Here is a 20,014-nt window from a genome sequence, read left to right as displayed (position 1 = left end):
GTGTGGGGGTGGCGGACTGGACGCGGTGCTCCTCGAGTACGCCCGTCTTGTGCCGCTGCACGAACCAGTAGTAGGCGAAGCCGCCGAGCGCGACGATGCCGATGAAGAGGAAGGCGCCCCAGCGCAGGTACCAGTGCTGCGGGCCCGTCGCGTTGTACACCTCGGCGCGCGGCCAGGCGAGGTTGATCGACATGGCGGCGCCCCACAGTACGGCGACGATGTTGATCGGCAACCCCCACCGGCCGAGCGAGAACTTCCCCTCGGCGGGCGTCCATTGACCCCGCAGGCGCTTGAGCAGCATCGGCACGGTGACCAGCAGATAGGCCACGTAGATCATGATGATCGCGATGCTGGTGATCACCGAGAAGATCTGCGGCTGGTTGATGTTGATCACCAGGATGACGACACCCACCACACCGATGAGCACGGCGGGCACCACGGGCGTCTGGAACCGCGGGCTGACCCGGGCGAGCGCCGAGCCCGCGGGCAGGTTGTTGTCCCGCGCCATGGCGAACATCAGCCGGATGCCGGCGGCCTGCACGGCCAGTACGCAGACGGTGATGGCGACGACCACGCACCACAGGAAGATCTCGCCGATGGTCGAACCGAGCGTCTCCAGGACCACGTACTGCAGCCCGCCCGACGCCAGTTCCTCGGCGTGCAGGTCCGGAACCGCCATCAGGGCGAAGAGCAGGATCAGTCCGCCGATGATGAAGGACGCGACGAGCGCCCGCAGGATGGCGCGCGGCGCGTTGCGGGCCGGGTTGTGCGACTCCTCGCCGAGCGACGACGCCGTGTCGAAGCCGTACATCACGTACGCCGACGCCAGGGACGCGGTCAGGAACGCGCCGAAGTACCCGAGGTTCTGGCCGCTGCCGAGTCCGTACGTCTCGGTCAGGACGCTGCTGGGGCCGCGGGTGATGTGCGCCGCCAGGAAGACGATCAGGGCGACGGCGGCGATCAGCTCGATGAAGACGCCTGCGGAGTTGATCCGGGCCATGAGCTGCACGCCGAAGGCGTTGACCACGGTGGAGAAGAGGATGAGCACGGTGCCGAGGAGCACGGCGTTGGCGGCCGCGTCGTTCTCGCCGGTGCCGTCACCGACGAACTGGAACCAGCTGTCGATCTGCGGCAGCGTGATCTGGTAGGCGAGCGCCACGGCCGAGAGCGTCACCATCGTGGCCGTCATCATCATCCAGCCGCCGAGCCAGCCCACGTGCGGGCCGCCCATCGTCTTGGCCCAGTTGTAGATCGAACCGGCGACCGGAAAGCGGGCGGCGAGCTCGCAGAAGCACAGGGCCACCATCAGCTGTCCGACGAAGACCATCGGCCACGACCACCAGTAGGCGGGACCGCCGAAGCTGACGCCGAAGTAGAAGAGCTGGAAGGTGCCGGTGAGGATCGAGATGTAGCTGATGCCGGCCGCGAAGGTGTGGAAGTTGCCCAGGGTCCGCTTGAGTTCCGGCTTGTAGCCGAGCTCGCCGAGCGCGTCGTCGTCGTGCTCGCCCTGGGGCTTCTCCGGGACGGCGGGACCAGGGGCCGGTCCGGGTGCCGTACTCATTCGAACCACCTCTGCGGGGTCGCTGCGAGATTGCGCCAGATGTGCTTGGCCTCCTGGTACTCGGCGAGCCCCGCTGGTCCCAGTTCGCGGCCGAAGCCGGACTGCTTCATGCCGCCCCATTCCGCCTGCGGCACGTACGGATGGAAGTCGTTGATCCATACGGTTCCGGCGCGCAGCCGGGACGCCACGCGCTGGGCCTTGCCGGTGTCCTGCGACCAGACGGCTCCCGCGAGGCCGTAGACGGTGTCGTTGGCGAGCGCCAGCGCCTCCTCCTCGTCCCGGAACCGCTCGACGGTGAGCACCGGGCCGAAGGACTCGTCGGCGACCACGGACATGCCGGGGGTGCACTCGTCCAGAACGGTCGGCAGGTAGTAGTAGCCGTCCCGCAGCGCCGGGTCGTCGGGGCGGGCGCCGCCGCAGCGCAGCACCGCGCCCTCGGCGATGCCGGCCGCCACGTACGCCTCGACCTTGTCGCGGTGCGCGGCGGAGATCAGCGGGCCCGTGCGGGCGTTGTCGTCGAAGGGACCGCCGAGCGGGATCCGGCGGGCGCGTGCGACCACCTCGTCGACGAACGCGTCGTGCAGTTCGTCCTGGACCAGCAGGCGCGCCCCGGCCGAGCAGACCTGCCCCGAGTGCAGGAAGACCGCCATCAGGGCGTAGTCGACCGCCGCCTCGAAGTCGGCGTCGGCGAAGACGATGTTCGGGTTCTTGCCGCCCAGCTCCAGGGCGACCTTCTTCACCGTGGGCGCCGCGGCGGCCATGATGCGGCGGCCGGTGAGGAGCCCGCCGGTGAACGACACCAGGTCGACCCGCGGGTCCTCGCTGAGCGGCGCGCCCGCGGTGGGGCCGGCGCCGAGGATCAGGTTGGCGGCCCCGTCCGGAAGACCGGCCTCGGCGAGCAGCCGCATCAGGATGATGGCGGTGTGCGGGGTCAGTTCGCTGGGCTTGAGGACGAAGGTGTTGCCCGCGCCGATGGCCGGGGCGACCTTCCAGGCGGTCTGCAGCAGCGGGTAGTTCCACGGGGTGATCAGGGCGCACACCCCGACCGGCTCGTGCACCACCCGGCTGTCCACCTCCGGATTACCAGCGTCGACGATCCGGTCGGTGCCGCCCGCCGCCGTCAGGTTGCCGAAGTAGCGGAAGCAGTTGGCGATGTCGTCCATGTCGTACTCGCTCTCCACGAGCCGCTTCCCGGTGTCCAGGGATTCGGCGCGGGCGAGGGCGTCCTTGTCTCGTTCGAGCAGGCCGGCGACGCGCAGCAGCAGTCGGCCGCGTTCGGCGGCCGGGGTGTGCGGCCACGGTCCTGAGTCGAAGGCCTCGCGCGCCGCGGCGATCGCCGCGGCGGCGTCCTTCGGCCCGGCCTCGTCGACGGCCGCGATGTGGGTGTTGTCGGCGGGGCAGCGGATCTCCCGAACCTGCCCGTCCACGGCGGCGGTCCACTTACCGCCGATGAACAGCTCCGGCATGACGGCTCCTCCGGATCGGATACGCGGAGACGACCCGACCGAGGCCCGGCCGGTCACGCTCCGTCATCCTCGATCGGCGGAACGTGCTCCACGACTAGACGGTAAGGAGCACGCGCCGTGCGCGCACTATGGGCGCCGCTGTCCGGCGGGCACGCTGTCCGGGCTCCGCCGGCTCGGTCGTCGTTGCGCGGATGGGTCTCCGGGACTCTTCTGTGCGCATCGGCCGTCAGGTACGCGGCGCCGTACGCATCGGAAACGATGACGTTCCGTACGGGCGGACGGTCACCGCCGGTCGTGCCGCCCGCTCCCGCGCGCGTGGCCTCGCCGTCGGGAGGGGGGCTTACGGCACGCCGAAGCCGATCGGCGCCTCGGTCGTGGGCCCGTGACACCGGGCCCGTACCCCCGCCGCCGAGGCGCTGCACCAGCTCGAAGCGGCCATCGATCACCCGCTGGGCGGGACCGCCGCATCCCTGCCGAAGATCGTCCGCTCGCCACTCCGTTAGCCTGAAGGCACGATGAACCGGCTGACCACGTCATGGGGCGCGTACGACCTCACACGTTTTCCCGAGGACCCTCGCGACCAGCTGCGGGCCTGGTCCGCGGCCGACGCCTACCTGCTGCGGCATCTCGCCGGCGAGACGGAGGAGGCGGCCGGGCCCGTCGGCCTCTCCGGCACGGTGGCCGTCGTCGGCGACCGCTGGGGCGCGCTGACCACCGCGCTCGCCGGGCGGGGACACACGCCCACGCTGATCACCGACTCGTTCCTCGCGTACGAGGCCACGCGGGCCAACGTGGCGCGCGCCGGCATCGCGCCGGACGCGGTGCGGCTCTCGACGACCCGGGACACCCCGCCGGACCGCGTCGACGTCCTCCTGGTCCGCGTGCCGAAGAGCCTCGCGCTTCTTGAAGACCAGTTGCACCGGCTCGCCCCCGCCCTGCACGCGGGCACGGTCGTCGTCGGCACGGGCATGGTGACCGAGATCCACACCTCCACCCTGGAGCTGTTCGAGCGGATCATCGGCCCCACGCGGACCTCCCTCGCCCGGCAGAAGGCGCGGCTCGTCTTCTGTACGCCGGAGCAGCGGACCGGCGCCGACTCCAGCCCCTGGCCGCGCAGTTATGTGCTCGACGGTGACTCCGGAGCGGGCACGGGACTGACCGTGGTCAATCACGCGGGCGTCTTCTGCGCCGAACGCCTCGACATCGGCACCCGCTTCTTCCTGCGCCATCTGCCGACCGGCAAGGACGGCGCGCACATCGTGGACCTGGGCTGCGGCAACGGCGTGCTCGGCACGGCCGCCGCCGTCGCCGACCCGCAGGCCACGGTCACCTTCATCGACGAGTCCTACCAAGCCGTCGCATCGGCCGAGGCTACCTTCCGGGCGAACGCGGCAGAGTCCGCCGAGGCGGAGTTCGTGGCGGGCGACGCGCTGGCGGCCGTGCCCGCAGGGAGCGTGGACCTCGTCCTGAACAACCCGCCCTTCCACAGCCACCAGGCGACCACCGGCGCGACCGCCTGGCGGATGTTCAGCGGCGCGCGCGCCGCGCTGCGCCCCGGCGGTGAACTGTGGGTCGTCGGCAACCGCCATCTCGGCTACCACGTGAAGCTGCGCAAGCTCTTCGGCAACTCCCAAGTCGTCGCCAGCGACCCGAAGTTCGTGGTCCTGCGCTCCGTGAAGAGGGACATGAAGGCGAACTCGTCGCGATGAGCGGTGAGTTGTTTCCCCGGACGCGGTCGGAGATCGCGCCCGGGGCCGTGCACGTGCCGGACTGGCTGACGCCCGGCGAACAGCGGAACCTCGTCGCGTCGTGCCGGGAGTGGGCACGGCCGCCGGCCGGTCTCAGGACGGTGAAGACGCCGGGCGGCGGCATGATGACGGCCCGTCAGGTGGGTCTTGGCTGGCACTGGTTTCCGTACGGGTACGCGCGCACCGCGGTGGACGGTGACGGCACTCCGGTGAAGCCGATGCCGTCTTGGGTCGCCTCGATGGGGCGGGCGGCCGTGGCAGCCGCGTACGGGAACGTGGACGGTGCTTTGGATGGCGATGAGGCGTACGACATCGCGCTCATCAACTTCTACGACGCCGACGCCCGGATGGGCATGCACCGGGACTCCGACGAGAAGTCACACGCGCCGGTCGTCTCGCTGAGCCTCGGCGACTCTTGCCTCTTCCGCTTCGGCAACACGGAAACGCGGACGAAGCCGTACACGGACATCGAACTGCGCAGTGGCGACCTGGTCGTCTTCGGCGGGCCCGCGCGGCTCGCCTATCACGGTGTGCCGCGCGTGTACGCGGGAACCGCCCCGCCGGAGCTCGGTCTGACGGGGCGGCTGAACATCACGCTGCGGGTGAGCGGGCTTGAATGACTCAGGCGTCGAAGGCGGTCGCCCGCGTCACCGGCTCCCACGCGGCGATCTCCGCGCGGACCGCGTCGAGATGTCCGACGACCGCGTCCACCGCGTCGTCGCCCAGCGGAAGCCGCAGCGGGGTCTCGTCGGCATCGAGCGCGCTGATGATCGCGGCGGCGGCCTTCGCCGGGTCGCCCGGCTGGTCACCGTCGCCGCCCGCGACCATCTTGCGGGTGGCGCCCGCCGTCTCGGCGTAGTCCGGTATCTCGACGGCACCGGCGCTGGTGTTGCCGAACAGGCTGGTGCGGAACGGGCCGGGCTCCACGATCAGGACCTTGATGCCGAGCGGCCCCACTTCCTGCGCCAGCGCCTCGGAGATCCCCTCCAGGGCGAACTTGGTGCCGCTGTACGCCGAGAACCCGGCGAACGACATCTGCCCGCCCATGCTGCTCATCTGCACGATCGCCCCGGAGCGGCGCGCCCGCATGTGCGGAAGGACGGCGCGGGCCAGCGCCGCGGGGCCGAAGACGTGCACGTCGAACAGGGCCCGCAGTTCGGCGTCCGAGTCCTCCTCCAGGGCGCCGACATGGCTGCGGCCCGCGTTGTTGACCAGGACGTCGATCCGGCCGTGGCGGTCGGTGATGTCCCGCACGGCGGCCTCGATGCCCGCCGTGTCGGTCACGTCGAGGGTGAGCGCCTCGACCTGGTCGGGGTGGGCGGCGACCAGGTCGTCCAGGGACGCCACATTGCGGGCGGTCGCCACGACGACGCCGCCGGCGGCGACGGCCGCCTCGGTGATCGCCCGGCCGAAGCCGCTGTTCGCACCCGTCACGAGCCATACCTTCGTCGTCATTGCGAACTCCCTGTAGATAGCCCGAACTTCGTTGCTTTCCCGGTTACGCAGATCATGCTGCCGCCGGGGCGAGTGGCACGTCCAAGACCTCTCGTGATAGCTGATGGTCATGGACGTACACAGCAGGAATCTCCGGTACTTCGCCGCGGTGGCACAGGAGTTGCACTTCACGCGGGCCGCCGAGCGGCTCTTCGTCTCGCAGCCCGCGCTGAGCAAGCAGATACGCATGCTGGAACGGCAGTTGGGCGCCGACCTGTTCGTGCGGGACCGTCAGGGCGTGCGGCTCACGGCGGTCGGCTCCGCGCTCCTTCCGCACGCCCAACAGGTCCTGGACGTCTGGGAGTCGGGCATGGCGGCGGTCGAGCGTGCGAAGACGCGGGAGCGGGCCACGCTGGTGGTGGGCATGAGTACGCGGCCGGGGCGCGGGGGTCTGCTCCCGGCCGTGCGGTCCCGCTTCACCGAGGCGCATCCGGCGGCCACCATCCGCCTGCGGCAGGTGAGTTGGGAGGACGCGAGCGCGGGCCTCGCCGACGGCGACGCGGACGTCGCGTTCATCTGGCTGCCCCTGCCCGACATGGAGCGCTACGCATGGCTCGTGGTCGCCGAGGAACCACGCCACATCGCCCTGCCGGAGGACCACCGCCTCGCGGCCCGTGACGAGATCGACTTCGCCGACCTCCTGGACGAACCGTTCCTCGCACTGCCCGAGAGCGCGGGAGCGCTGCGCGACTACTGGCTCGCCGTGGACGCCCGCGATGGCCAACCGCCCCGGATCGGCGCCGAGATCGCCAGCACCGACGAGACGTACGAGGCACTGGTGGACGGCCGCGGCGTCTGCCTGGTCGCCACCGGCAACGCGCCCCTGATCACGCTGGGCGGCGTCGTCACCCGCCCGGTCCGCGGTATCACTCCGAGCCGTTTCGCCCTGGCCTGGCGCGCGGACGACCGGCGTCCGCTGGTGGGCGCGTACGTCGCGGCGTGCGGGGGAGTGCTCGGCTCGGCGGGGCGGAGCTGAGGTTCCCGCGCGGGGCGACGCGGTGGCCGTGGTCAGGAGAGGACCGTCACCGTGTGTCGCGCAGTCGAAGAAGGTACGTCGCAGTCAGCGCGACGGCACGGTCCCCGTCATGCGACAGCTCCACGAGCGCACGTGACGCCGTCGTCCCCGGGATGCCCGCCAGCGCCTGCGTCAGCCGTCCGCGTGCGGGCGCTCCGGTGGTGTCGTGGGCGAGGCGGTCGACGAGCCCGGCCGCGATCTGGTCCGCCGCCGCGGAGTCGCTCGCCAGCACGCTCAGCGCATCGGCGGCGTCGGTGTCGTTCCGTCCCTCCACGATCATGTCGATGAGCGTCGGGACCGCTTCGGCCACACCACGTGTCCCGAGTGCCAGAGCCGCATACCCGCGGACCACGTCGTCGGGGTTCGCCAGGGCATCCCGCAGCCGCGCGGCGGCCTCATCGCCGGGCAGCTCGGCGAGGGCTTGAACGGCACGTTCCCGCACCTCGGCCGCCGGTGAGCCGAGGCCCTCCGCGAGGAGCGCAGGGCCGCCGTCGCCCGATCGTGCGAGGGCCCATCGAAGGGCTCCGGCGACGTTCGGCTCCGTCTCGCTCAGTGCCGCCTCGACCAGGGCCTCCACCGGCACCGGAACCTCGTCGACCGAGGAGAGGGCCGCTCGCTGGCGCGCGGCGGCGCTGTTCGACCCCAGTGCCTGAAGGAGCGCGACGACCTGGAGGACGTCCTCCCATCCTGCGGGGTCCGCGGCATCGATCCGGCGCAGCCGCGTGAGCAGCTCGGTCTCCGCCGCGATGCGTTCGCGTGTCTGACGGATGAGGTCGTCGACGAGCGCCGAGGGCGTGCGGCCGGGATCGTCGAGCGCGCGCCCGATCTCACGCAGCGAAAGCCCCAGCGACCGCAGGCTCTCGATGCGGAAGATCCGCCGGATGTCCTCGCCGGAGTACTCCCGGTATCCGGAGCCCGTACGACCCGAAGGCCGCACCAGACCGAGCGACTCGTAATGCCGGAGCATGCGGGCACTGACCCCGGACCGTCGCGCCACCTCACCGATCAACACGTCCTATCGTCCCTCCTCCTGGCCGGACCCGCCGAGGGCCACGACGCGCTTCGCCTCCTCGATCGCGGACTCGAATCCGGCGTCCGGGTCGCGCAGCAGCCGTCGGGTGGCGAGCGCGTGCGCGCGCATGTGCGGGTCAGCGGCCGCCGTCGCGGCCCGCAGAGCCTGCCCGATCACCGCACCGAGCGCGACCAGCGCCCGGCTGAGACTCAGCTGCGTCTCCCGCCCACCGCGCCCGAGCTGCGTCGCAAGGACCGCGGCCAACGCGGACTTCTCTCCTTCCGGTACGAGCACGACCGCGGCCCGCCAGGCGCTCCGCGCCACCTCGTCGTCGGCGTCGGACAACAGCGCCCGTGTGATCGCCGGCCACGCCTGCCGGTCCCCGATCTTGGACAGCGTATGCAGTGCCTGGCTCCGTGCCTGGGACTGCCCCGAGCGGACTTCGCGGAGCAGCAAGGGAAGCGTCATGGACACCGGGTGGCGGGTGAGCGCCCAGGTCAGCATGTCGCGGACGAAGAACTCGGGCTCGATCGCGCATCGCTCGATGAGCTTGTCGACGAAGCGCGGGTCGGGCGTCGTGCCGACCGCCAGAGCGGCCCGCAGCCGCACGGACGAACGGTCGTCCTCCAGCCCCTGGAGCGCTCGTGTCGCATCCGGGTCCTGTCTTGTGATCGTCATCGAGACCACCTCCTCGGCAAGCAGTGAAGGCCTTGTCACCGTGTCAAGGTCAAACTGGCCCCCCGCTCGATCACCAGGCACCGGCACCGGCACCGGCACCGGCACCGGCACCGGCACCGGCACCGGCACCGGCACCGGCACCGGCACCGGCACTGGCACCGGCACGGGCCGGTCTCGACAAGGGCCGGTCTCGGCTGGTTGGAGCAGAGCCGCGCGCGGGTTCCCGACCTGCGGGTGAGGCTGGACGTCCCACCGCGCTCACGCTTCAGGAGTCCTTCCGTGAGAGTTCCCAGCTCCCCGCAGGTCCGCCTCCCCCTTGTCGCCCTGCTGGCCGCTGCCTGCACGGCCGGGCTCGTGCAGGCCCCGGCCCGGGCCGCGGATGTCCCCGCCGACGGCCACCGCTCGCTGCGACGGCAGTTGCAGGAGCTGACCACCGCGCCCGGCGGACCGCCCGGAGCGATGGCCGTCCTCAAGCGCGGGTCCCGCACCGAGGTCTACCGGGCCGGCGTCGCCGACACCGGCACCGACCGTCCGATCGAGGTCACCGACCACATGCGCATCGCCAGTACGGCCAAGGCGTACACCGGCGCGGTCGCCCTCCAACTCGTCGACCGCGGGAAGCTGCGTCTGAACGACACCATCGGCAAGGTGCTTCCCCGGCTGCCGCGCGCATGGCATCGGGTGACGCTGCGGCAGCTCCTGAACCACACCAGCGGACTGCCGGACTTCTCCGATGACCCGGAGTTCCTGGCCCTGGTGACCGAGGACCCGCGCCGCCGCTTTGACTCCCGCCGCCTCCTCGACTTCGTGGCCGACGAGCCGTCGGCGTTCCGTCCGGGGGCCCGGTACGCCTACTCCAACTCCGACAACATCGCCGTGGCACTGATGGCGGAGGCGGTGACAGACTGCCGCTACGAAGATCTGCTCGCCCAGCTCGTGTACCGCCCGCTGGGTCTGCGTCGCACCAGCCTGCCGCAGGGCTACCGGATGCCCGAGCCCTACATGCACGGCTACGACGTCACACCACCCGACCCGCCCGAGGACGTCAGCGAGGTACTGAGTGCGTCGGGCGTGTGGGCATCGGGCGGCATCATCTCGACGCCGAAGGACATGACGGCCTTCATCCGCGGCTACGCCGGCGGAAAGCTGATCTCCGACCGGACCCGCCGTCAGCAGCGGACCTGGGTGGACGGCGCATCCGAACCCGCGGGTCCCGGCAAGAACGGCGCCGGTCTCGCCATCTTCCGGTACACCACCCGCTGCGGCGTGGTGTACGGCCACACGGGCAACTTCCCCGGCTACACGCAGCTGATCGCGGCCACCCCGGACGGCAAGCGGTCGCTGACCGTCTCCCTCACCACCCAGGTCAACAAGAAGAACAAGCCGGAGCTGCTTGAGCGGATGCGGACCGTGGAGGAGAACTTCGTCTGCGCGCTGTTGCGCAAGAAATAGGCCCCGGTGGGCGGGTTCGCGCACCGCCGGCTCAGGCCCGCATCACCAGGCGGTCCACGGCGGCGGTCCCGGAGGTGTAAGGCACCGGCAGCCCGCCTGTCGCCCCGGAGGGCAGCGTCTGCTCGAGGGCGCCGAGCAGCCGCTGCACATCGGTCGACGGGCGGACCACCAGGCGCAGGAAGCGACTGGAACTGCCGATCTTGTTGCCGCACTCGCGGATCAGGATGCCGTGCTCCTCCAGGAGCCGGTCCCGCAGCTCCGCCCCGTCGACGCCGTCGGGCAGCCTGGCGTACACGAAATTGCCCTGCGAGGGATAGGTGACGAGGCCGGGCAGGCGGGCCAGGTGCCAGATCATCTCCTGGCGGTCGCGGCGCACCTGACGCAGGCTCAGGTCGTAGGCGTGGCGGTGCTGCTTCAGCATGAACACCACGGTCTCCGCGAAGGAGTTGAGGTTCCACTTCGGCAGCGCGGCGCGCACCTTGCCGGCCAGGCCCGGGTTGGCGACGAGATAGCCGAAGCGCACGCCGTGCAGTCCGAAGTTCTTGCCGAGGCTGCGCAGCACGATCACATTGGGGCGCAGCACCGCCTCGTCGACCACGGTCGGCTGCGGCTCGGCGTCGGCGAACTCCAGGAACGACTCGTCCACGATCACCAGGTCGAGGTCCTGCAGCGCGTCGAGCAGCGCGAGCACCGAGTGGCGCGGCAGCAGGCCGCCGTCCGGGTTGTTGGGGTTGCAGATGACGGCCGTGCGGGAGCCGCGGGCCCGTACGAAGTCGACGAAGGCCGCCGGATCGAGGGCGAATCCGGCGGCCTGCGGCAGCGGGAACATGTCGACCCGCTTGCCGGTCTCCATCGGCTGATCGGTCCACCGGCCGAACGTCGGCACGGGCACGGCCAGCGCGTCACGGACCAGCAAGTGGTCGATCCAGGTGATGAGTTCGGTGGATCCGTTGCCCATCGCGACGGTCTGCGGATTGAGCCCGAGCACCGCGCTCAGCTCGGCGGTCACGGTCTCCGCGCTGCTCGGGTAGTAGGTGAGGATGTCCCGCAGCCGTCCGCCGAGCTCGTCGAACATCTCGGGCGTGGGGAAGTACGGATTGCACGGGATGCAGAAGTCGATGAGCGGCCGCCCGCCCTCCGCCGCCCGGCTCAGCGTGGAGTACGAGGGGCTGTGCGCCGTGGACGAGCGGAAGAGGGCGGTGACGGTGCCCGCGTCTGCCATGGAGGTCGCCTCCGGGTGCTCCGGATGCTCCGGATGAGGGAAGTGCTGTCTCCCGTACATACGGACGTGGGCCGGGGCTTGCTCAACCGGTGGGGCTGGAGGGGTGATTGATGCGTACAGCGGCGGCTGCCGGTGCCGTCGCCTCCTTCACCGGGAAGGTCAGCTTCATCGACAGACAGGCGAAGACCGGGCCGAGTGCGTTCATCGCCACGACACAGACCCACGCCGACCACGGGTTGCCCGCGTCGTAGCCGAAGCCGCCGAAGAACGTGGCGAAGTAGCTCGCGAAGCCGAAGAACATGCCGGGGATCAGGGACAGCGCCTTGAGCCTGCCCGCGTACATCAGCGCGCTGTTGATGACGAGGATCACCAGCGCCTGCATGCAGTTGCGGGCGAACTGGCTCTCGCCGAGCGCGGTCGCCGCGTGCTCCTCGATGAGCACGATGATCAGCGCGAAGGTCGAACCCGCGGGCATCGCGAGCCACAGCCGTTTGGCGTTGGCGAGGCTGGGGCCGCCGAGCAGGAATGTCCCCGCCCAGCTGATGAAGATCGCCCAGGGCGGCAGATGGAGGGCGTTGCCGCCGATGAACGCCGTGAGTCCGGCGAGTACGGAGGCGACGATTTCATGGGGGAGGCGTTCGCGCATGAGGGCTCCTTGGATGGGAGGGGGAGGGGAGGGTGCGCAAAGCCGTGCGGGTGCGGTGCGGTGCGGTGCGGTGCCGTAGTCGTCCGCGATCCCCACGACGCGCGCCGCCTCGTGGGTCACCATCCGCAGCACCCGCCCGAGATCCCCGGCGCCCGCGAGGTGCCCGGTCTGGGCGAGCAGCAGCGCGGTGTCGAGCTGGTCCGCGGTGCCGTACGGCGTGAAGGCGTTGCGGATGTTGTTCGAGGAGCAGGCGGTGAGCACGCCCGCGTCCCACAGCTCACGCACCGGGACGACGCCCCGGCGGACAGCGGAGGTGTCACGCCTCCCGCTCAGGTGCAGATCGGTGGCGGGCAGCGGTACGACGGCCACGCCCGCGCCGGCCAGCGCCGCCATGGCGCGGGTGCGTTCGGCGGGCGGGCGTCCGGCGAGGGAGGTCATGTGGCCGAGCGCGACCCGGCCGCCGAGCCCGCGCCGCGCGGTCTGCGCGGCGATGAACTCGGCCAGGGCGTAGCGGGCGTCGGACGCGTCGTCGCCGAAGTCGGCGTGCAGATCGGCCGGTACGCCGTGTTCGACCGCCAGATCGAGGACCGGCTCGACCTGGGCGCGGCAGTCGTCGAGCGTGGCCTCGTTGTACGTGCAGCCGCCGACGACATCGGCACCGGCGGCCAGCGCGGCCCGCAGCAGCTTCTCGGTGCCGGGCGAGCGCAGGACGCCTTCCTGGGGGAACGCCACGATCTGGAAGTCGAGCGCGTGGGCGTACTCCGCGCGCAGTTCCAGGAGCACTTCGACGCCGAGCAGACCGGCGATCGGGTCGACGTCGGGGTGTGCGCGAATGACGGTGGTGCCGTTGAGGAGCGCCGACTCGATGACGCGGCACGCTCTTTCGCGTACGTCGTCACGCGTGAAGTCCGCCTTGAGCGCGCCGGTCACGGAGATCGCCCCGGCGAGCGTCCCGTCGGGGTTGGGGCGCACCCCGTCCAGGAGCGCCTTGTCCAGGTGGAAATGAGGCTCGACGAAGGCGGGGATGACGACGCGGCCCGCGCAGTCGATCTCCTGAACGGCCGTCAGGCCCGTGGGCGCGTCGCCGAGTTCGGTGATGCGGCCGTCGGTGACGACGATGTCGCAGGGGTGCGCCGCGTCCTCGACGCGGGCGTCGAGCAGGATCAGATCAGCCATGGGTGCCGTTCCCCGCTCAGGTTTCGAAGTCGGATTTGCGGATCAGGCAGTGCACGCCCTTGACCTGGTCCACGACCTGGGAGATCTCGAAGTCGGCGGCGGCGCTGAGATACGCGTACGCGGCGTGCCGCTCCATCCCGAACCGCCCGGTGAGGAAGTCCAGGGCGGCGCGGACCGCGTCCCGCATCGCCTCGTCGAGGTCCTCGTGCAGGCCGACGGGGATCCAGTGCGTGCCGGTCTCGCCGAAGGGGCGTGCCACCAGGTCCGTGGCCGCGCTCTTGACGACCGTGAGGCGGACCGTGGCCCGCAGCGGCGCCTCGAACGCGGTGAGCGCGACCTCGCCGTTGCCCTGCGCGTAGTGCGGATCGCCGGTGTGGAAGCCCGCGCCCTCGGTCTGCACGGGCAGATAGAGTGCGCTGCCGGTCACCAGGTGCCGGATGTCGAGGTTCCCGCCGTGTGCGCCGGGCGGCACGGTGTGCGGCATCGTGTCGGTGTCGGTGGCCACGCCGAGGATGCCGAGGAACGGGCCGGGCGGGTCGGCGGCCAGGCCTCGTACCTGGCGGAACTGTGCGAAGCCCTGCGCCGCGACGACGACACCGGCCGGATCGTCGCGGCGGGACGTGCCCTCATCGGCAGGGGGCCGGGCCTGACCCCCTCCGGTGACGACGTCCTGTGCGGCGCCCTCCTCGCCCGGCACGCCACCGGCCGCCCGGTCGGTGCCCTCGCTGCCGCGGTGGCGGGAGCCGAGGAGCGGACACCCCTGGTCTCGGCGGCGCTCCTGCGGCACGCGGTACGCGGCGAATGCATCCCCCAAGTCGCGGACGCCATCCGGGGGTTGGCGGCACGCGAGCCGCTGCCGCTCGCGCCGCTCCTTGCCGTCGGCCACCACTCGGGAGCGGACCTGGTCCGAGGGATCGCGGCGGGCCTGGCCTGACCACCCGCCCCGCCTCCCTGCCAGACCGGCTTGCAGGGCCCGCCCCCGCGGTCACCTGCCCAGAACATTCCGTACGAAGACATTTCGTAGGAAGACATTCCGCACGAAGACATCCCTACGAACGCGTTGCGGAATGTCCCCGCCGGATCCAGCGACCGGCATTCGGAACCGCCGCCTCCCGGCCGCCGTCACCCACCGATCCTCCCGCAGCGGCTCCTACCATCAAGGCCCATGAGCCCCCGCCTGCTGATCTACAGCCGCACGACCGCCTACCGGCACGCCTCGATCCCCGCGGCGGTCGCCGCCGTGTCCGAGCTGGCCGCCGGGATCGGCTGCCGGGCCGATGCGACCGAGGATCCGGCGGCCTTCGAGCGGGACCTCTCCGGCTACGCCGCGATCGTCTTCCTCTCCACCAGCGGCGACGTCCTCACCCCTGCCGGACGCGTGGCCCTGCGCGCTCACCGTTCGGCGGGCGGCGGCTTCATGGGCGTGCACGCCGCCGCCTGCACCGAGTACGACTGGCCGTACTACGGCGAACTCCTCGGCGCCCGCTTCGCCCGCCACCCCGCCTACAAGCCCGGCCGTCTGACCGTCGAGGACCACGCGCACCCCGCCACCGAACACCTCCCCGCCACCTGGGAGTTCACCGATGAGTGGTACGACTTCCGGGCCTCGCCGCGCGGCGCGGTGCGCGTCCTGGCGTCCGCCGACGAAACCTCGTACGAAGGCGGCGGGATGGGGGCCGACCACCCCTTGGTGTGGTGCCATGAACGCGGCGGAGGCCCGATGTTCTACACGGCGCTGGGACACGCCGACGAGGCCTACGCGGACCCGGACTTCCGCGCCCACCTCCAGGGCGGCCTGCGCTACGTCACACCCCACCCGGGCAAAGTGGGCCAATCAGGTGAAAGCGGGCATGGATGAGCCCCCGCCTCGAATTCGCCCGTGAGGCGGGGGCTCATGCCAGGTGCTTAGAGGGCGCCGGAGGCCGAGATGGTGATCTTGGCCTTGGTGGCGCCGGACTGCGAGCCGAGGGCCTCGATCTTCTGGACGAGGGCCATGCTCTCGTCGTCGTCGGCGACCTCACCGAACACGACGTGCTTGCCGTCCAGCCAGCCGGTGACGACCGTGGTGATGAAGAACTGCGAGCCGTTGGTGTTCGGGCCCGCGTTGGCCATCGAGAGGAGGCCCGGCTTGGTGTGCTTGAGCTGGAAGTTCTCGTCGGCGAACTTCTCGCCGTAGATGCTCTTGCCGCCCGTGCCGTCGCCACGGGTGAAGTCGCCGCCCTGGAGCATGAACCCCGGGATGACGCGGTGGAAGCTCGAGCCGGCGTAGCCGAAGCCCTTTTCGCCGGTGGCGAGCGCGCGGAAGTTCTCCGCGGTCTTCGGCGCGACGTCGTCGAACAGGTTGAACGTGATCCGGCCCTCGGCCTTGTCGTTGATGCTGATGTCGAAATAAGCCTTGATGGTCATGCGGCTCATCCTGTCATTGCCCTGTCCCCACCCGCCAACCGAACCCCCCGTTGAACCCACCGCGACCCCGGTGACCAGGCATGATTCCCTCGAGTTGTTCGCGCTCGTCCTGGGCGCTCCCGGCCAGGTCCTGAACGCTCACCTCCTCGCGGTCGAAGGTTTCGGTCCAGCCGGATGAGCATTGGTGCGGGCCCAGGAACCGTTTGTGTCCCGCCAGCCGGAAGCGGAGCAGTACGGCACGTTCCACGGCCCGCGCCTGGGTGCCGGTGGCGAAGGCGTGAGCGGTGTGGAGTCTCCATCCCCGCGCCTGGAACCAGGCGACCCGGTCGTGGGTGCGTTCGCCGGTCGCGTCCGAGCCGGTGATGCCGATCTTGGTCGCGCCGTGCCCGTCGTGCTCGATGACGTAGAGCCGGGCGGGGCCGCCGGGGTCGAGTCCGTACTTGGTGCACGCGGAGCATCCGCCCTGCCCGCGCCGTAGGTTGGTCAGCGACGGGGAGCAGTCGGCCCCGCACTCGTCGCAGGTGGACGGCCAGCCCCGGTCGACGCTTCCGACCCACGGCGCGTTGGGCGTGAACCCGTAGGCGCTGAACGCCTCTTCGGCCCGGTCGGGGTCGGTCGGCCGGTTCTTCGCGCACGCGGGACATCCGGCATTCACCGGGGTGCTGATGTTGGCGAGGGTCTTGACCACGACATTTCCGCACGCCCGGTGGCGGACCCTCCAGTGCCGGTTGTTCGCCCCGGGATATGCCTCCTCCGGGTCGTAGCCCGCCGCGGTGGCCCGGCTCGTCGCCTCCTCGTCGGTGAGCCGGTGGCGGCCCCGCCGTTTCTCGATCCCGGACCGCCGGTTGCACTCCGGGCAGCCCTGGCCCTTCCTGGCCAGGCGGACGGTGATCCGGACCAACTGGCCGCAGGTGGTGCACTCGCACGCCCACCGGGCGGTTTCGTCGTCGGGGTAGGCGTCGGCCGGTTCGAAACCGGCCGCGCGCACCGTGGCGGCGGCATCGGTGGCGCGCTGCCGCCGCTCGCGGTCGGTGTTGTCGGCGGCGCAGCGGGGGCACCCGTTGCCGGGGTGGGCGTCGGCCGGGGCGATGTCGACGGCATGGCCGCACGTGGTGCAGTGACAGAGCCACGGGGTCTCGGGGAGGTCGGGTGGGGGTCCGGCCGGTTCGATTCCGGCCGCCCGTATGTCGGCGAGGACGGCGGCGGCGTCCCGCGTGTTCCTCCGCCTGTGCATGGCCTTGATCGCGCATGACTTGCAGCCGTAGCCCATGCTCGTCCTGGCGTTGGAGTGGAGGGGATGGCCGATCCGGCCGCATCCCTTGCAGCGGCAGCGCCAGGGCTTGTCGGATGCCGGGTACGGTTCCTGCGGTTCCCACCCGGCCAGCCTCATCGCGGCGACGGCCGACTCCTCCGCGTGGGCCCTCCGGTTCGCCCCGGCACGCTTGCGGGCGCAGCTGACACAGCCGTCCCGCCCGGCCTTGACGTTGGCGTGGTAGGTCTCGACCTCCTGGCCGCACCGCGTGCACGTGCAGCGCCAGGGTTTCGAGGTTCCGGGGTAGGGCTCCCGCGGTTCGAGACCGGCCGCACGCATGTCCGCTTCGGCCGCTGCCATCAGCCCGGCGCGGCGTCGTCTGCCGCGCTCCGTGGCGGCGCACTGCTGGCAGGCGGTCGTCTTCCCGGCGGCTACGGCGCCCTTCACCCGGCTGTACTTCGGCGCGACCTCGTGCCCGTGCGCGATGCAGCGGGACGGCCAAGGACTGTTGGAGCCGGGGTAGGGAGGGATGGGGTTCAGGCCGCCCGCGCGCATCACTGAGGCGGCTTCCTCCGGGTCGATGGGGCGCACTGGTGCCGCGTTCCTTCCTGGTGAGTGACTTCGTCTTCCGGGGCAACTCCGTACGAGAACACGTCAGTTGAAGCGCTTCGACGTCTCTGTGGACAGTACATCGGTGTCCCTCTAGGGTCGCAGTGGCCCTACGTCGAAGCGCTTCGTCACCGCCTCACGACCTGCCCTGGAGAGCCGCATGGTCACCCTCGCCGAGGTCGCCCGGCATGCCGGAGTCTCGGCCAGCACGGTGAGCTACGTACTCAGCGGCAAGCGGTCCATATCCGCCCCCACCGAGGACCGCGTCGAACAGTCCATCCGCGAGCTCGGCTACCACCCGAACGCCGGCGCCCGCGCCCTGGCCAGCAGCAGGTCCGACATCATCGCGCTGATGGTGCCGCTGCGCACCGGCATGTACGTACCGGTGATGATGGAGATCGCCGTCGCCGTCGCCACCACCGCGCGCACCCACGGATACGACGTGCTGCTCCTGACCGGCGAGGAGGGCCCCGGGGCCGTCCGCCGCATCGAGGGCAGCGCGCTCGCGGACGCCATGATCCTGATGGACGTGGAACTGCACGACGAGCGGCTGCCGTTGATCCGCGAGACCGACCGCCCCGCCGTTCTCATCGGTCTCCCGGTCGACCCGACGGGCCTGACCTGCGTCGATCTGGACTTCGTGGCGGCCGGCGCACAGTGCGTGGAGCACCTCTCCGGGCTCGGACACCGGGAGATCGCCGTGATCGGAGAGGCGCCCGCCGTGTCCGCAGCGACAGCTCGGGCGCGACATTGACCAGACCCGAGGTGAAGCCGGTGGCGCCGACGGCCCAGTACGCGGGGGCGTACAGCTCGGCGAGCCCCGCCACCCATACGAAGCGCTCGAGCCCCGCGTCCCGCGCGAACGCGGCGAAGGCGGCGGCGTCCGGCGTCGCGTACTTCGCGCCGATCACATTGGGGCACAACTCACCCAGATCCGCGAGACGTTGACCGGTCAGCCGGGCATTGCGGATGTACGGGACGACGCCGAGCTCGGGCACGGCGTCCGCGACGGCACGGTGGTAGTCGACCCAGCCGTCCTGGGACACGTACGGATGCACCGGCTGATGGACCATCACCATGTGTGCCCCGGCATCCCGCGCGTGCCGGGCGGCGGCGACCGCGGTCGGCAGGTCATGGCCGACGCCGACCAGGACGGCGGCGTCGCTCCCGCCCGTCTCCTCCAGGGTCAACTCGGTGACCAGACGCCGCTCTTCGGGGTCCAGGGCGTAGAACTCGCCCGTGTTGCCGTTCGGCGTGAGCGTGCGCACGCCGCAGTCGGTGAGGCGTCGAACCAGGGCGCGATAGGCGTCCTGGTCCACGGAACCGTCACCGGCGAACGGTGTCACGGGAATCGCGACGACGGAATCGACCTAGGCGGTGTCCTGGCGATGCTCGGCGCTGACCGCTGAATACGGTGGAGGGATGGTTGCGGTCGAGTGACAGGACGAGAAGACGTGGATGTGTATGAGGCCGTGGACAGTCGCAGGGCTGTGCGGGCGTTCAGCGATGAGCCGGTATCCAAAGAGTTACTCGAACGAGTGCTTGCTGCGGCGACGCGGACTCCGTCGAGTGGGAACCTCCAGCCGTGGCACGTGTATGTCGTGACCGGCGAGCCACTGACCGAACTGAAGAAGCGCGCGACGGCCAGGGCACTCGCGGGAGACCCGGGCGATGAGCGGGAGTATCCGATGTACCCGGCCGAACTGACCTCGCCGTATCTGGACCGCTTCTCCGCCGCGGCCGCCCAACGGTACAAAGCGCTGGGAATCGAGCGCGACGACCCCGACAGGCCCCGGAAGATCGCCGCCTTGAACTCGGAGGCGTTCGGGGCGCCGGTCGTACTGTTCTGCTACCTCGACCGGACCATGGGGCCAGGGCAGTGGGGGGACGCGGGGATGTACCTGCAGACGGTCATGCTGTTGCTGAGGGCGGAAGGGGTGCACAGCTGCCCCCAGGTGATGTGGACGATGTATCGCAAGACCGTCAGTCAGGTAGTCGGAGCCGATGACGGGCTCGTGCTGTTCTGCGGTGTCTCCGTGGGATTCGAGAAGGAAGGCGCGCCACGGCTGCGTACCGGGCGGGCGGACATGACGGAAACCGTGAGCTTCATCGGAGTGTGACCGCTGGGCGGTCAAGATCCACAGGGCAGACCCTAGTAGTGCTTCGTTAGGTGTGCCGATCTTGCCTGTTCAGGGGCATGGTGTCGGTATGAGGCCGGGTGAAGTGGAGGGGCTTCGCCGTGACTTGGCGGGGTTCGTTGGTGAGGTGTTTGCCTCG

At 70.9% G+C, this 20,014-nt stretch carries 16 protein-coding genes and 3 pseudogenes; 8 read left to right on the top strand and 11 right to left on the bottom strand.

The window, feature by feature from the left end; translation table 11 throughout:
• Both E2651_RS26560 and E2651_RS26555 read right to left on the bottom strand, forming a co-directional pair.
• On the bottom strand, positions 1–1,561 hold a 1,561-nt coding region (locus tag E2651_RS26560; protein ID WP_135333744.1), incomplete at its 3' end, for an APC family permease.
• Entirely contained in the window at positions 1,558–3,027 is a 1,470-nt protein-coding gene (locus tag E2651_RS26555; protein ID WP_135333743.1) for an aldehyde dehydrogenase family protein, read from the bottom strand. The genes E2651_RS26560 and E2651_RS26555, both read right to left, overlap by 4 nt.
• A 515-nt stretch (positions 3,028–3,542) precedes the next feature.
• Between E2651_RS26555 and E2651_RS26545 the strand changes: the two genes are divergently transcribed.
• Positions 3,543–4,736, top strand: coding sequence for a methyltransferase (locus E2651_RS26545; protein ID WP_209446244.1), 1,194 nt, complete (start codon positions 3,543–3,545; stop codon positions 4,734–4,736).
• Entirely contained in the window at positions 4,733–5,395 is a 663-nt protein-coding gene (locus E2651_RS26540; RefSeq protein WP_135333741.1) for an alpha-ketoglutarate-dependent dioxygenase AlkB, read from the top strand. The genes E2651_RS26545 and E2651_RS26540 overlap by 4 nt, the downstream gene beginning before the upstream one ends.
• Before the next feature lies 1 nt (position 5,396).
• Here the strand turns inward: E2651_RS26540 and E2651_RS26535 are convergent, their stop codons facing one another.
• A complete protein-coding gene (locus E2651_RS26535; RefSeq protein ID WP_135333740.1) occupies positions 5,397–6,230 on the bottom strand; it encodes an oxidoreductase in 834 nt (277 codons plus the stop codon).
• A 103-nt stretch (positions 6,231–6,333) separates the two neighbouring features.
• On the opposite strand from E2651_RS26535, the gene E2651_RS26530 reads away from it, so the two are divergent.
• A complete protein-coding gene (locus E2651_RS26530) occupies positions 6,334–7,245 on the top strand; it encodes a LysR family transcriptional regulator (protein ID WP_135333739.1) in 912 nt (303 codons plus the stop codon).
• Between the two features lie 46 nt (positions 7,246–7,291).
• On the opposite strand, the gene E2651_RS26525 is transcribed toward E2651_RS26530, so the two are convergent.
• Positions 7,292–8,296 carry a MerR family transcriptional regulator gene (locus tag E2651_RS26525; RefSeq protein ID WP_135333738.1) on the bottom strand — a complete coding sequence of 335 codons (1,005 nt, stop codon included), beginning with the start codon at positions 8,294–8,296 and terminating at the stop codon, positions 7,292–7,294.
• 3 nt (positions 8,297–8,299) lie between these two features.
• The gene (locus tag E2651_RS26520; protein ID WP_135333737.1) at positions 8,300–8,974 is read right to left on the bottom strand and encodes a HEAT repeat domain-containing protein; all 675 of its coding nucleotides are present in this window, start codon (positions 8,972–8,974) and stop codon (positions 8,300–8,302) included.
• A 279-nt stretch (positions 8,975–9,253) separates the two neighbouring features.
• Between E2651_RS26520 and E2651_RS26515 the strand changes: the two genes are divergently transcribed.
• Positions 9,254–10,426 (top strand): serine hydrolase domain-containing protein, encoded by a 1,173-nt coding sequence (locus tag E2651_RS26515; protein WP_245239236.1) that lies wholly within the window; start codon positions 9,254–9,256, stop codon positions 10,424–10,426.
• A gap of 43 nt (positions 10,427–10,469) precedes the next feature.
• Here the strand turns inward: E2651_RS26515 and E2651_RS26510 are convergent.
• The 3 genes and pseudogenes from E2651_RS26510 to E2651_RS26495 form a co-directional block, all read right to left on the bottom strand.
• Positions 10,470–11,648 (bottom strand): annotated as a pseudogene (locus E2651_RS26510) (histidinol-phosphate transaminase); the annotation flags it as partial.
• A gap of 82 nt (positions 11,649–11,730) precedes the next feature.
• Positions 11,731–13,470, bottom strand: coding sequence for an amidohydrolase family protein (locus tag E2651_RS45490; RefSeq protein ID WP_245239233.1), 1,740 nt, complete (start codon positions 13,468–13,470; stop codon positions 11,731–11,733).
• Positions 13,471–13,486: 16 nt separating this feature from the next.
• Entirely contained in the window at positions 13,487–13,975 is a 489-nt protein-coding gene (locus tag E2651_RS26495; RefSeq protein ID WP_245239232.1) for an acetamidase/formamidase family protein, read from the bottom strand.
• Here E2651_RS26495 and E2651_RS26490 point away from each other — a divergent pair.
• Together E2651_RS26490 and E2651_RS26485 are read left to right on the top strand one after the other, a co-directional pair.
• Entirely contained in the window at positions 13,946–14,404 is a 459-nt protein-coding gene (locus tag E2651_RS26490; protein WP_167828900.1) for a DUF2877 domain-containing protein, read from the top strand. The two genes, E2651_RS26495 and E2651_RS26490, sit on opposite strands and share 30 nt — an antisense overlap.
• A 231-nt stretch (positions 14,405–14,635) precedes the next feature.
• Positions 14,636–15,328: a ThuA domain-containing protein gene (locus E2651_RS26485; RefSeq protein ID WP_135333733.1), complete on the top strand. Its 693-nt coding sequence runs from the start codon at positions 14,636–14,638 to the stop codon at positions 15,326–15,328.
• A gap of 47 nt (positions 15,329–15,375) precedes the next feature.
• On the opposite strand, the gene E2651_RS26480 is transcribed toward E2651_RS26485, so the two are convergent.
• Both E2651_RS26480 and E2651_RS26475 read right to left on the bottom strand, forming a co-directional pair.
• On the bottom strand, positions 15,376–15,876 hold the full coding sequence (locus tag E2651_RS26480) for a peptidylprolyl isomerase (protein WP_135333732.1): 501 nt from the start codon (positions 15,874–15,876) through the stop codon (positions 15,376–15,378).
• A gap of 13 nt (positions 15,877–15,889) precedes the next feature.
• Positions 15,890–17,719 (bottom strand): hypothetical protein, encoded by a 1,830-nt coding sequence (locus E2651_RS26475; protein ID WP_135333731.1) that lies wholly within the window; start codon positions 17,717–17,719, stop codon positions 15,890–15,892.
• Between the two features lie 178 nt (positions 17,720–17,897).
• Between E2651_RS26475 and E2651_RS26470 the strand changes: the two are divergent.
• Positions 17,898–18,461 (top strand): annotated as a pseudogene (locus tag E2651_RS26470) (LacI family DNA-binding transcriptional regulator); the annotation flags it as partial.
• A 4-nt stretch (positions 18,462–18,465) separates the two neighbouring features.
• Here the strand turns inward: E2651_RS26470 and E2651_RS44725 are convergent.
• A pseudogene (locus tag E2651_RS44725) lies at positions 18,466–19,089 on the bottom strand (dihydrodipicolinate synthase family protein); the annotation flags it as partial.
• 102 nt (positions 19,090–19,191) lie between these two features.
• On the opposite strand from E2651_RS44725, the gene E2651_RS26460 reads away from it, so the two are divergent.
• Positions 19,192–19,857, top strand: coding sequence for a nitroreductase (locus E2651_RS26460; RefSeq protein WP_135333729.1), 666 nt, complete (start codon positions 19,192–19,194; stop codon positions 19,855–19,857).
• The last annotated feature ends 157 nt before the right edge of the window (positions 19,858–20,014 follow it).

The organism is Streptomyces sp. MZ04, from assembly GCF_004684775.1.
GTDB lineage: Bacteria > Actinomycetota > Actinomycetes > Streptomycetales > Streptomycetaceae > Streptomyces.
The sequence above is the reverse complement of the archived record's forward strand: the minus strand, read 5'-3'. Positions and strand labels throughout refer to the sequence as shown.

Coding starts and splice junctions, on each gene's coding strand:
- E2651_RS26485 (WP_135333733.1), top strand. CDS start 14,636: ATGAGCCCCCGCCTGCTGATCTACAGCCGCACGACCGCCTACCGGCAC.
- E2651_RS26480 (WP_135333732.1), bottom strand. CDS start 15,876: ATGACCATCAAGGCTTATTTCGACATCAGCATCAACGACAAGGCCGAG.
- E2651_RS26520 (WP_135333737.1), bottom strand. CDS start 8,974: ATGACGATCACAAGACAGGACCCGGATGCGACACGAGCGCTCCAGGGG.
- E2651_RS26535 (WP_135333740.1), bottom strand. CDS start 6,230: ATGACGACGAAGGTATGGCTCGTGACGGGTGCGAACAGCGGCTTCGGC.
- E2651_RS26540 (WP_135333741.1), top strand. CDS start 4,733: ATGAGCGGTGAGTTGTTTCCCCGGACGCGGTCGGAGATCGCGCCCGGG.
- E2651_RS26545 (WP_209446244.1), top strand. CDS start 3,543: ATGAACCGGCTGACCACGTCATGGGGCGCGTACGACCTCACACGTTTT.
- E2651_RS26530 (WP_135333739.1), top strand. CDS start 6,334: ATGGTCATGGACGTACACAGCAGGAATCTCCGGTACTTCGCCGCGGTG.
- E2651_RS26555 (WP_135333743.1), bottom strand. CDS start 3,027: ATGCCGGAGCTGTTCATCGGCGGTAAGTGGACCGCCGCCGTGGACGGG.
- E2651_RS45490 (WP_245239233.1), bottom strand. CDS start 13,470: ATGGCTGATCTGATCCTGCTCGACGCCCGCGTCGAGGACGCGGCGCAC.